An 11,427-nucleotide genomic window follows, 5' to 3' on the forward strand; every position below is an offset into this window, starting at 1 on the left:
CCATAGCGAACCGAACCCATGACCAACCGTCGTTCATTCCTCAAGCAGGCCGGCATTCTGGCGGCCGGCATTCCCCTGGCCTCGGCCGTGAACCTGCCGGCACTGGCCGCCGCCCCGGCGCCCTTGCCCAAGGACAAATGGGAGCAGTTACGCCAACTGTTCACGCAAGACCCGAACTACCTGCATTTCGCCAATTTTTTGGTGACTTCGCACCCGCGTCCGGTGCGTGAAGCCATCGAGATGCACCGCGCCAACCTCGATCGCAACCCCGGCCTGGCCATGGACTGGCATCGCGGTGAAACCGAACACCGCGAAGAAGAGGTGCGCGTCTGGGCCGGGCGCTATTTGAAAGCCAAACCGTCGCAGATCGCCCTGACCGGCAGCACCACCGAAGGCCTGGCGATGATCTACGCCGGTATCCACGTGCGCCCGGACCAGGAAATCCTCACCAGCGAACACGAGCACTATGCCGCCAACAGCGTGTTCGAATACCGCACCCAGAAGGACGGCACCCAGGTTCGCAAGATCAAATTGTTCGAGGACCCGTACAAGGTCTCGACCGCCGAAGTGCTGGCCGCAATTGAACGCAACATTCGCCCCGAGACCCGCGTACTGGGTATGACCTGGGTGCACTCCGGCAGCGGCGTGAAGCTGCCCATCGGCGAGATCGGCAAACTGGTGGAAGAAAAAAACCGTGGCCGTGAGGACAAGGACCGCATCCTGTACGTGATCGATGGCGTCCACGGCTTCGGCGTGGAGAACGTCGACTTCCCGGACATGCACTGTGATTTCTTCATCGCCGGCACCCACAAATGGATGTTCGGCCCACGGGGCACCGGGATCATCTGCGCCCGTTCCGACGAGCTCAAGGACGTGACCCCGACCATCCCGACCTTCTCCGAAGCCACGCAGTTTTCCACGGTGATGACCTACGGCGGCTACCACTCGTTCGAACACCGCTGGGCATTGACCGAAGCCTTCAAGTTGCACCTGGACCTGGGCAAGGCCGAGGTCGCGGCACGCATCCACGACATCAACAGCTACCTGAAAAAACGCTTGCAGCAGCACCCGTCGGTGGAGCTGGTCACGCCACTGTCACCGGAATATTCCGCCGGTTTCACCTTCTTCCGCATCAAGAACCGCGACTGCGAAGAAGTCGCCAATTACCTGATGGATCAGCGCGTGGTGTGCGATGCCGTAGACCGTGATGTCGGGCCGATCATTCGAGTGTCGCCGGGGTTGCTCAATACCGAAGCGCACATCGACAGGTTGATGGAACTGCTGGCCAGCCGGCTCTGACCCACCGATTTCAAGTAGCGAGAACCTCTATGAAAAGCCCCCTCAAAAACCTGGGCGCCCTGATCCTGCTGGGATTGCTCGGCAGTACCGTGCCGGGCTTGGCCCAGGCCTATATGGCGCCATTACCGGGCAAAGTGTTCAAGGATTGTCGTGACTGCCCGGAAATGGTGGTGCTGCCCGCCGGCACCTTCACCATGGGCACCCCGGACGACGAAGTCGGCCGCGAGCCTGATGAAGGCCCGATGCATGAGGTGACGTTCAACAAACCCTTCGCCATGAGCCGTTACCAGATCACCGCCGGCGAATGGAACCAGTACATGAAGGAAACCGGCATCACCCTGCCCGATGGCGACACCCGCCCCGGCCGCGCGTGCACCAACGGCAAGCCGAGTTACCCCCAGGGCCCGCGCCAGCCGGCGGTGTGCATGAACTTCGCCGAGGTCAGCGCCTACGTCGCCTGGCTGTCGATGAAAACCGGCCAGCACTACCACATCGTCAGCGAAGCCCAGCGCGAGTACGCGGCCCGTGGCGGATCGACGGGCGCGTTCCCCTTCCCGTTCGACCCCGGCACCGAGTACAGCATCGCCACCCACGCCAACACCTACGGCCCGACCGACGGCTACAGCTACAGCTCACCGGTCGGCAGCTACCCAGCGAATGCCTTTGGCCTATATGACATGCACGGCAACGTCTACGAGTGGATCGCCGACTGCTACCACCCGGACTACGTCGGCGCGCCCACCGACGGCAGCGCCTGGACCGAGCCCAACTGCGACACCCTGCGCATCCGTGGCAACGACTGGGGCGAAGCGCCGGTGTTTTCCCGTTCGGGCAACCGCAACGACATCGACCCGCAGACCCGTGGCGACTGGATCGGATTTCGTGTCGTGCGCGACCTGACGCCCAACCTCTGACTCCTTCCCAAATCCTTGTGGGAGCGAGCCTGCTCGCGAAGGCGGCAGCACATCCAACATCTATGTGACTGACAAACCGCTTTCGCGAGCAGGCTCGCTCCCACAGGTTTTGTACCCAGTCAGCGAACCGGGTCCCGCCACCTGTCTCCCCCCTTTAAATTAAGCCCTCCATCAGACGTTCTACTGGGTATCTGCCTCAAGACCCAAGGAACCCTCTGCTCATGACCCAGCCAACGCGCGGTGCAATTCATGAATTGTTCAGCCTCCTGAAACCGTTCCGGCTCGTCGTCAGTCTGTCGATCCTCCTGGGCATGGTCGGCGGCCTGAGCGTCACGGTGCTGCTGGCCACCATCAACAACGCGCTGCATTCGCCGGACGGCCTGACCCAGGGCGTGGTCGCGCTGTTCGGTGGCCTGTGCCTGCTGGCCCTGGGCAGTTCGATCTGTTCGGACATCGGCACCAACTACGTCGGCCAGCACATCATTGCCAAACTGCGCAAAGAGCTGGGGGAAAAAGTGCTCTCGGCGCCCATCGAGCAGATCGAGCGCTACCGCAGCCACCGGCTGATCCCGGTGCTGACCCACGACGTCGACACCATCAGCGACTTCGCCTTCGCCTTCGCGCCGCTCGCTATTTCCCTGACCGTGACCCTCGGCTGCATGGGTTACCTGGCGATGTTGTCGTGGCCGATGTTCCTGATGATGGTGCTGGCGATTGCCATCGGCACCGGTATCCAGTTCTACGCGCAGGGCAAGGGTATCCAGGGCTTCATGGCCGCCCGCGACGCCGAAGACGAATTGCAGAAGCACTACAACGCCATTGCCGGCGGTGCCAAGGAATTGCGCATCCACCGTCCGCGCCGCCAGCGCATGTTCGTCAAGGGCATCCAGGGCACCGCCGATTTCATCTGCGACACCCAGGTACGTTCGATCAACACCTTCGTGATCGCCAAGACCCTCGGCTCGATGCTGTTCTTCGTGGTCATCGGCCTGGCGCTGGCCCTGCAATCCTTCTGGCCCAGCGCCGACCAAGCGGTGATGAGTGGATTCGTGCTGGTGCTGCTGTACATGAAAGGCCCGATCGAGCACCTGGTCAGCACCTTGCCGATCGTGAGCCGGGCGCGCATCGCCTTCCGCCGCATCGCCGAACTGTCGAGCCGGTTTTCCTCGCCGGAACCGCACCTGCTGCTCAACGACCAAGGCACCCCACCGGCTGTGGTCAACAGCCTGCAACTGAACAACGTCAGCTACGCCTTCCCCGCCGCACCGGGCAGCGACGCGTTTCGCCTGGGCCCGGTGAACCTGAGCATCGCGCAAGGCGACATCATTTTCATCGTCGGCGAAAACGGCTGCGGCAAGACCACGCTGATCAAGTTGCTGCTGGGCCTCTACGCCCCGCAACACGGCGAAATCCTGCTCAACGGCCAAGGCATCAACGCACACAATCGAGACGACTACCGCCAGTTGTTCACCACGATCTTTGCCGACTACTACCTGTTCGATGACGTGGTACAGGGTGACCAGCACATCCCCGAAGATGCCAATGCCTACCTGCAACGCCTGGAAATTGCGCACAAGGTCAGTGTCAGGGACGGCAGTTTCACCACCACCGACCTGTCCACCGGCCAGCGCAAGCGCCTGGCGCTGGTCAATGCCTGGCTGGAAGAACGCCCGGTGCTGGTGTTCGACGAATGGGCCGCCGACCAGGACCCGACCTTCCGCCGCATCTTCTACACCGAGCTGCTGCCGGACCTCAAACGCCTGGGCAAGACCATCATCGTCATCTCCCACGACGACCGCTATTTCGATATGGCCGATCAATTGGTGCGCATGGAGTCGGGCCGGGTCGTCACCGAGCGCGCGACCGCCTGACAGCGGTGGTTGCACGCAGGTTGTTGTTTTTTTGAAGTTTGTTTTCCGGTTTAGGCAAAGTGGTCCGTCTAATAATAATTATCATTAACTAAAAAACTGCACACACCCTTCTGGAGCGATTCGAGCAATGCAAAGCCTTACTCTGTCCCGCGCACCCTTGGCATTAGCCATCGATCGGCAAAAGAAATTGCGAACGGTCGTGCCGGGCGCGCTGTTGACCCTGTTGCTGCTGGGCACTTCCCAGGTCGAGGCAGCCCCGGTGAACGTCAATGTGCCGGCCCAGTCGCTGGCCAGTGCATTGCGCCAACTGGGCCAGCAGACCAACCTGCAGATTCTCTACAGCCAGGACATGGTCAACGGCATCAAGTCCACGGCGGTGTCCGGCAACATGGAACCGGAACAGGCACTGAAAACCTTGCTGCTGGGGAGCGGCATCAATTTTCAGTTGAATGGCAACACCGTGTCGCTGGTGCCGGCGGTCGGTGACTCCAGTGCATTGCAGCTGGGTGCAACGTCCATCACCGGCGTGGCGTTGGGTCCGACCACCGAAGGCACGCACTCCTACACCAGCGATGAAGTGACCATCGGCAAAGGCAACATCAAGGTCAAGGACATCCCGCAGTCGGTATCCGTCGTCACGCGCCAGCGCATGGACGACCAGAACATGAACAGCCTGCAGGACGCCATGCGCCAGGTCACCGGCGTGACCATCAAGACCTATAACTCCGGCTCCAGCCTCAACGACGTCTACATGCGCGGCTTCCTCGTCGACCAGGTGCAGGTCGACGGCGTCTCGCAACCCACCGGCCAGGGCGACATGGCCACCAGTTTCGACCTGGCGATGTACGACCGCATCGAAGTGCTGCGCGGCCCGTCGGGCCTGTACCAGGGCGCGGGTGAGCCCGGCGGTACGATCAACGTGGTGCGCAAGCGCGCCCTGGGCAAATTCGCCCTCGGTGGCGAGCTGGCCGCCGGCTCCTACGATCACTACCGTTCCATGGTCGATGTCACCGGCCCGTTGAACGACCAGGGCACCGTGCGCGGCCGCTTCATCACCGCCTACGAGAACAACCAGTCCTTCGTCGACTACGCGCAGAACGAACGCCCGATGGTCTACGGGCGCCTGGAATTCGACCTCGACCCGGCCACCACCCTGTCGGTCGGTGGCGCTTACCAGAAGAACAACTCCACCCCGGCGTTCGGCTTGCCGGCCTACGCCGATGGCTCGTTGCTGGACGTTCCGCGCTCGACCTTCGTCGACGCCAAGTGGAACACCCTGAACGAGAAGGTCTGGGAATCCTTTGCCGAAGTTGATCACGAACTGGACAACGGCGGTCAGTTCAAGACCACCCTGACCTACCGCGACGCCGAAACCCCGGAGCGTAACTTCACCTGGGCCGACGGCGCGGTCGACCCGGCCACCGGTGACAGCTGGGCCGTGGCCTACGACTACTACACCCACATCAAGACCATCGGTGTCGACAGCTTCGTCACCACGCCGTTCGAGTTCGCCGATCGCCGCCACGAGTTCACCCTGGGTGCCGAGTACCAGCACCTGGACAAGGACTTCACCTACGGCGGCGAGTACTTCCCGATCAATGTGTGGGATCCGGGCAGCATCGACATTCCCCGCAACGACTATGCGCACGTTAACGGCAACTGGTCCAAGTCCGACCAGTACGGGGTCTATACCCGTGCCAAGTTCAACGTCACCGACTGGCTCGACGTCATCGGCGGCAGCCGTGTGACCTGGTACGAAGCCGACGCGAAGAACGCCAACGCCTTCTTCAACAACTTCGGCGAAGCCCACACCAGCATCAACCGCAAGGTCGTGCCGTACGGCGCCCTCATCGGCAAGATCACCCCGGAACTGTCGACCTACTTCAGCTACACCGGCGTGTTCAAACCGCAGAGCGAAATCGGCGCGGACGGCGAGCCGGTCGGCCCGCGCGAAGGCAAGCAATACGAGATCGGCCTCAAGCGCGAGTTCTACGACGGTCGCCTGAACGCCAGCATCGCGGCCTTTCGCATCTACGATGAAAACCGTGCCGAATACGACAACAACTCCGGTGCCTACATGACCGAAGGCAAGGCACGCAGCGAGGGTTGGGAAACCGAGCTGAGCGGCAACCTGACCGAAAACTGGAGCATCGTTACCGGTTACGCCTACACCTCCACCAAGTTCCTGGACGGCGACGCGGCCAACAAAGGCAATACCTTCAGCACCATCACGCCCAGGCACAACTTCAATCTGTGGACCAAGTACGAGTTCACCGACGGTCCGCTCAAGGACTTCAGCGTCGGCGGTGGCGTGCGTGCGGTCAGCGACACCTACTACCAGCGTGACGTGAAGTTCCAGCAAGGCGGCTATGCCATCACCACGGCGCAGGTCGGCTACAAGTTCAACGAAAACCTGTCGTCGACACTGACCGCCAACAACCTGTTCGACCGCAAGTACTACGACCGCGTTGATGCGTCCTGGGGCACCAACTTCTACGGTGACCCGCGCACCGTGACCCTGAGCCTGCGCGCGCAGTACTGATTGCCGGCGAACCTGTGGGAGCGAGCTTGCTCGCGATGACGATTGCACAGTCAACATCATCGTTGACTGACATTGCGCTATCGCGAGCAAGCTCGCTCCCACAGAAGTTGCAGCGGCCAAAGCCTTTCCCGATTCTGTTTTCTGTGGCGTGCATGTGACAACTCGGCGCTCTCTGCCTATCCTGCAAGGCAGTCTTTGCCCCCCTCACAACACACCATTCATGGATCGAAAATGGCCACGTCAGCTGATGACCCCAACAGCGCCATCGACGAGCAAGGTAGCCGCGCGAAGCTGTCCAGGCCCCTGCCCATCGACCTGCGCGGACTGATTCTTTTCTTCGTCCTGCTGTCGGTCCTCGCGACGTTGTGCAACAGCCTCTACGTCGCTTACCGGGTGCAGCGTCAGTCCCTGATCCATACGACGCTTGAGGCCAACGCAGCCTACGCCGCAAAAGTCGCTTCCAGCATCGGTGAGTTCCTGAACTCGGCGCACAGTCGCCTGAACTACAGCGCCAACACACTTGGCCAGCACTGGAACGATCCAGAAGTGCTGCGCAAAGAAGCCATCCGCCTGCAAGCCCAGGATGCCGACTTCAATTCCATTGCCATTGTGGATGCGGCAGGCAAAGTCCTGCAGGCCTATCCGGATACCTCGCAGATTGTCGGCGCCACGTTGACGTCGGAGGGCATTCAGCAGGCGCTCAAGGAACGTCGTCCAGCGGTCAGCGCCGCTTACGTTTCGGCGGCGGGCAACCTGGTGGTGTTCATTTCACAACCGGTTTTCAACCCGTCAGGGGCGTTCCTCGGTGTCGTCGGCGGCTCGGTCTACCTGCTCAAGCAAAGCACCTTTCATACGGTCATCAGCCGTCACTTCCATCACGAAGGGACCTTTGCGTTCATCGCCGACGGTAATCGGCGGCTGCTGTATCACCCGGACCAACAGCGCATCGGTGAAGTCCTGGGCTGGAGCCTGACGGTCGATGCGGCCTTGCGCGGCGAACGTGGCTCCCTGGAAGGCCCGAACTACAAAGGTGTGCCCATGCTCGCCGGTTTTGCCCAGGTGCCGGACGCCAACTGGGCGGTTGTCGCGCAACAACCCCGGGACCTCAGCCTGGCACCGCTGGGACAACTCATGCGCGACATGGTCCTGGACATGATCCCGGCCGGGCTGTTGGGTCTGGGGTTGATTTTGCTCGGGACCACCCTGATCGCCCGTCCGTTGCGCCAGTTATCGGCAGCCGCCGACCAGTTGGCCGCCCCGCAAACGACCGAGCAACTGCGGCAAGTCCATGCCTGGTACCGCGACGCATCGGCCATTCGCCAGGCCATGCTGACCGGTGTGCAGCTGCTCCAGCAAAAGCTTGGCCAGCTCAGCCACGAAGCGCAAAGCGATCCCCTGACCGGCCTGGCCAATCGAAGGGCCATGGGCGGCGTACTGGATCTGCTGGCAAAAACCGGGCAAGCCTATTCGGTGCTGGCGCTGGATATCGATCACTTCAAAAAGGTCAACGACACCTTCGGGCATGACGCCGGTGACGTGGCCCTGAAAGAGGTCGCCGGCATACTCAAGCAGAACTCCCGGACCGGCGACCTCGCCTGCCGCGCCGGTGGTGAAGAGTTCGCGCTGATCCTTCCGGATACGCCGCTGGATACCGCCAGGGTCATTGCCGAACGGATACGCGAGCACATCGCGCAGACCGAGGTGCCGCAGGTTGGAAGGCTGACGATGTCCATCGGCGTGGCTTGCCGGAGTACGGACACCCCGATGCCCGAAAGCGTACTGAAACTGGCCGATGAACGTCTCTATCTGGCCAAGCAGAGCGGGCGCAACCGGGTGATGGCGTAGACTTCGCGTAATGGCCGGGACAAACCGGTCGATTCAGGCCGTCACTGCGTGGGTTCTTTTTCTTCGTCCGTCGAACCACTTGAGGTCGCGGCATCCTTTTGCGCCGCTTGCGAATCGGCGCCGGAGTTTGAACCCGCAGCCTCCTCGCCCTTCTTGTCGGCCTTCTCGTCTTTGGCTTCAGCGCCTTGAGGCTGGTTGATGCCAGGCACGGCAGCAGGCGGGACAGCGGAACCCGCCGTCGCGTTCTCGGCGACCAGCGCAAAAAACCAGCCCGTCGACAGCAGACCCGCAGCCATGAGTGCGAGCATTTTCCTGTTCATTATTTGGGTCTCCCGGTGAGGTATAAACCTTGGAAGACCCGACATAGGGAAAGGTGCTGGCTCGCTGACGAACGGCGAGTTGCCGGGGTCAGGAACCGACCTTGTTGTCGTGCGCGGCGGTCCGGAGTTGCTCGGTATCGACGCGGACAAACGTGGAGTCCCCGACAGCGGTCAGGACATCCCCGGCGAAAACCTCACAGATGACGCGGCTTTTGCGCCCGACATCACCCTCGACTCTTGCCCGCAATGTCAGGCGTACGCCCATCGGGGTAGGCTTGATGTACTTGATGCCCAGGTTACCGGTGACGCAGGTGACGTGGGGCAAACTGCCCACTTCGCGCTGTTCGGCGCGGTAGTGATAAGCCATCGCGGCCCAGTTGGAGTGGCAATCGACCAGCATCGCGATCAAACCGCCGTAAACCAGACCCGGCCAGCCACAATACTTGTCATCGGGCATATGCTCGGCCATGACATGCACCCCGTCTTCATGCCAGAAGCTCTTGATGTGCAGCCCGTGCGGGTTCTGGCTGCCGCAGCCATAACAAACGCCTTCAGGCGCGGCGATGTCTTGAAGCGAAGTGTCCTGCATGGTCATGGCGTATTCATCCTTAGTGGCAGGTGGTTCAAAGCGGACCGGGTCACCCCGGTCCGCACCGCCTGATCAATATTGGCAGAAGCGAATCCGATTGCCGAACGGGTCGTAGACCTGCAACTCCTTGCCCCAGCCCTGCTGAACAATATCCGGGCGTCCGTAGCCGTAGCGCTTGCCCAGCAGTTCATCCCTGAGCAGTTCGATGTTTTGCATCGGCACGAACACCGTCGAGCCCGGGCTGGCATCGCCGTGATGTTCGGAAAGGTGCAGTTGCAAACCGTCGCGGCTGATGCCCAGGTACAGCGGCAGATCAGCCTCGAAGCGATGCTCGAACTCGACGCTGAAACCCAGGAAATCCAGATAGAACTCCCGGGCCTTGGCTTCGTCGAAACTGCGCAAAATGGGGACGGGTTTATCGAAGGTAATGCCCGGCGCCGGCGGGGTATTGGCCTGGGCCAGCAGCGCCGACGCAGTGTTCCAGTCCTTGTAGCCCAGTTGCTGCGCGACCAGTTCCAGCGCGGTGGAATGGCTCACCGCCTGATTGCGCTCCTCCAGCGAGGCGCGCAACTGTTTGGCCATCTGCTTGGCTTGCTCGATTGAAAACATGACTGCTCCTGTAGCCGAGATGCTTTGGTGCTCGCATTGCCAAACCTCGACCGTCAAGAGAGGCGACAGGGTTTGTATGAAGAGGAGATGCTTTCACCTTTCCCAGCGGGAGCGAGCGGCGGGCAGCATCGGGCCGATGTCGATAATACATAGCCGCCGGGGTCTGCGAAAGGTGTGCCCCGCTGCTGCTCGCCCCCCGAGGCCTGCGGTCTATTCCTGTAGGAGCCAGCTTGCTGGCGATGTTCTCAAGTGCGCCGCGTTTATCCAGTTCTCACGCGTCATCGTCAACGACCATCGCAGCGATGCGGCGACCCGACAAGCCAGCTCCTGCAGGTATTGCGTTATCCGTGTTTCCCGGGATTACGTGATGACCTTGTTTTTGGGGGGCAACGACTCCGAAGGTTTCAACGCTCTTTGACAAGGCACACCAGCAGGTTAAGAACCACTCGATAGCGCCTGTTTAAGCGGACTACAGGTTACTTCGTGAAAGCCACAACGCCTTGCGTCGTTGCCTACAGGTACGCCAGAATCCGCCGGCTTGTGCGCCTTGGGGGTGGTCGGTAACTTGGTTCGGGTCACTGATTGTCAGTGATCGGGTTTAGTAGCCCGTCTTACCATCCAAAATCGGTTGCATAAGCGTCCTTCAATCAGGTGTCCGCCTGCATTTGATGGTGGCTGTGTGCATGGCGCCTTCGGGTGCGCCGGATTTGGGTGGTAATCCGGTCTACTAACTTGCGCACAGCCGCCACCCTTCCGTTTAGTAGCGAGACAGGTTGCGGCTCAACTGAGAGGTTTACCATCCATGTTCAAGCCCACACCCAATCCGCCGGACTCCGACCCGGCCTCCCCACACGAAAGTCCCGAATCAAAACAATCCCACGAAAATGCCGAATGCGCCTTCGGTCCAGGCCCCAACATCATGGCCACCCCGCGCACACCCAGCACGATGTTCATCGTCAACCCCGAACTCAGTACAGAAACCCTGCTGGTGCACGCCTGTGAGTCGCTGGCGTCGGCCAATGTCATGGCCAACGATCTGGTGGATCATTTGCAGGGGACAAGTCGCCATGCGCTGTTGGGGATTGCACAGGTGATCATGCTGGGGGAACTGGCGGTGAATCGGGCGCTGGATCGGCTGGATCCGCCCTGACCACAATATCCAGATCACCGATAGACCTGTGGGAGCGAGCTTGCTCGCGATGGCGTTGGGTCAGACACATAGAGGTTGAATGTACGACCGCTATCGCGAGCAAGCTCGCTCCCACAGGGGTTGTGCTTAACTGATCGACCTCAGGGCAATTCCCACAAATCAGACCAGGCTTTCGCTGATCTGCGTCGCCAGTTGCACCAGCATCCCCGGCACTTCCTGGACCATTTCGCCCATGCGCGTGAGTCGCTGGCGTCGGCCAATGTCATGGCCAACGATCTGGTGGATCAT

At 61.1% G+C, this 11,427-nt stretch carries 9 protein-coding genes; 6 read left to right on the forward strand and 3 right to left on the reverse strand.

Features of this window, described 5'->3' with window-relative positions; genetic code table 11:
• Positions 1-18 precede the first annotated feature (18 nt).
• The 5 genes from pvdN (at position 19) to AC3WJW_RS00540 (ending at position 8,471) form a co-directional block, all read left to right on the forward strand.
• Positions 19-1,299, forward strand: a complete 1,281-nt coding sequence (gene pvdN / locus AC3WJW_RS00520; protein ID WP_493724770.1) for a pyoverdine-tailoring periplasmic protein PvdN — start codon at positions 19-21, stop codon at positions 1,297-1,299.
• A gap of 29 nt (positions 1,300-1,328) precedes the next feature.
• Complete coding sequence (gene pvdO / locus AC3WJW_RS00525; protein ID WP_493724771.1) at positions 1,329-2,213, forward strand: dihydropyoverdine dehydrogenase; 885 nt, start codon at positions 1,329-1,331, stop codon at positions 2,211-2,213.
• A gap of 221 nt (positions 2,214-2,434) precedes the next feature.
• The gene (locus tag AC3WJW_RS00530; RefSeq protein WP_493724772.1) at positions 2,435-4,084 is read left to right on the forward strand and encodes a cyclic peptide export ABC transporter; all 1,650 of its coding nucleotides are present in this window, start codon (positions 2,435-2,437) and stop codon (positions 4,082-4,084) included.
• A gap of 127 nt (positions 4,085-4,211) precedes the next feature.
• Positions 4,212-6,626: a TonB-dependent siderophore receptor gene (locus tag AC3WJW_RS00535; RefSeq protein ID WP_493724773.1), complete on the forward strand. Its 2,415-nt coding sequence runs from the start codon at positions 4,212-4,214 to the stop codon at positions 6,624-6,626.
• A 231-nt stretch (positions 6,627-6,857) separates the two neighbouring features.
• Positions 6,858-8,471 (forward strand): diguanylate cyclase, encoded by a 1,614-nt coding sequence (locus tag AC3WJW_RS00540; RefSeq protein ID WP_493724774.1) that lies wholly within the window; start codon positions 6,858-6,860, stop codon positions 8,469-8,471.
• Positions 8,472-8,512: 41 nt separating this feature from the next.
• On the opposite strand, the gene AC3WJW_RS00545 is transcribed toward AC3WJW_RS00540, so the two are convergent.
• The 3 genes from AC3WJW_RS00545 to AC3WJW_RS00555 all read right to left on the reverse strand — a co-directional run bounded on the left by AC3WJW_RS00545 (position 8,513) and on the right by AC3WJW_RS00555 (position 9,989).
• The gene (locus AC3WJW_RS00545; protein WP_493724775.1) at positions 8,513-8,791 is read right to left on the reverse strand and encodes a hypothetical protein; all 279 of its coding nucleotides are present in this window, start codon (positions 8,789-8,791) and stop codon (positions 8,513-8,515) included.
• An 88-nt stretch (positions 8,792-8,879) separates the two neighbouring features.
• Positions 8,880-9,386 carry a PaaI family thioesterase gene (locus AC3WJW_RS00550; protein WP_493724776.1) on the reverse strand — a complete coding sequence of 169 codons (507 nt, stop codon included), beginning with the start codon at positions 9,384-9,386 and terminating at the stop codon, positions 8,880-8,882.
• Positions 9,387-9,452: 66 nt separating this feature from the next.
• Complete coding sequence (locus AC3WJW_RS00555; protein ID WP_493724777.1) at positions 9,453-9,989, reverse strand: glyoxalase superfamily protein; 537 nt, start codon at positions 9,987-9,989, stop codon at positions 9,453-9,455.
• Between the two features lie 802 nt (positions 9,990-10,791).
• Between AC3WJW_RS00555 and AC3WJW_RS00560 the strand changes: the two genes are divergently transcribed.
• Positions 10,792-11,139: a DUF6124 family protein gene (locus tag AC3WJW_RS00560; RefSeq protein WP_493724778.1), complete on the forward strand. Its 348-nt coding sequence runs from the start codon at positions 10,792-10,794 to the stop codon at positions 11,137-11,139.
• Positions 11,140-11,427 lie beyond the last annotated feature (288 nt).

The sequence above is a fragment of the Pseudomonas sp. GW821-FHT07G06 genome (genome assembly GCF_058986625.1).

What these genes read in the sequence shown, in the direction of transcription:
- AC3WJW_RS00560 (WP_493724778.1), top strand. Translation starts at nt 10,792, where the DNA reads ATGTTCAAGCCCACACCCAATCCGCCGGACTCCGACCCGGCCTCCCCA.
- AC3WJW_RS00545 (WP_493724775.1), bottom strand. Translation starts at nt 8,791, where the DNA reads ATGAACAGGAAAATGCTCGCACTCATGGCTGCGGGTCTGCTGTCGACG.
- AC3WJW_RS00530 (WP_493724772.1), top strand. Translation starts at nt 2,435, where the DNA reads ATGACCCAGCCAACGCGCGGTGCAATTCATGAATTGTTCAGCCTCCTG.
- AC3WJW_RS00555 (WP_493724777.1), bottom strand. Translation starts at nt 9,989, where the DNA reads ATGTTTTCAATCGAGCAAGCCAAGCAGATGGCCAAACAGTTGCGCGCC.
- AC3WJW_RS00540 (WP_493724774.1), top strand. Translation starts at nt 6,858, where the DNA reads ATGGCCACGTCAGCTGATGACCCCAACAGCGCCATCGACGAGCAAGGT.
- pvdN (WP_493724770.1), top strand. Translation starts at nt 19, where the DNA reads ATGACCAACCGTCGTTCATTCCTCAAGCAGGCCGGCATTCTGGCGGCC.
- AC3WJW_RS00535 (WP_493724773.1), top strand. Translation starts at nt 4,212, where the DNA reads ATGCAAAGCCTTACTCTGTCCCGCGCACCCTTGGCATTAGCCATCGAT.
- AC3WJW_RS00550 (WP_493724776.1), bottom strand. Translation starts at nt 9,386, where the DNA reads ATGACCATGCAGGACACTTCGCTTCAAGACATCGCCGCGCCTGAAGGC.
- pvdO (WP_493724771.1), top strand. Translation starts at nt 1,329, where the DNA reads ATGAAAAGCCCCCTCAAAAACCTGGGCGCCCTGATCCTGCTGGGATTG.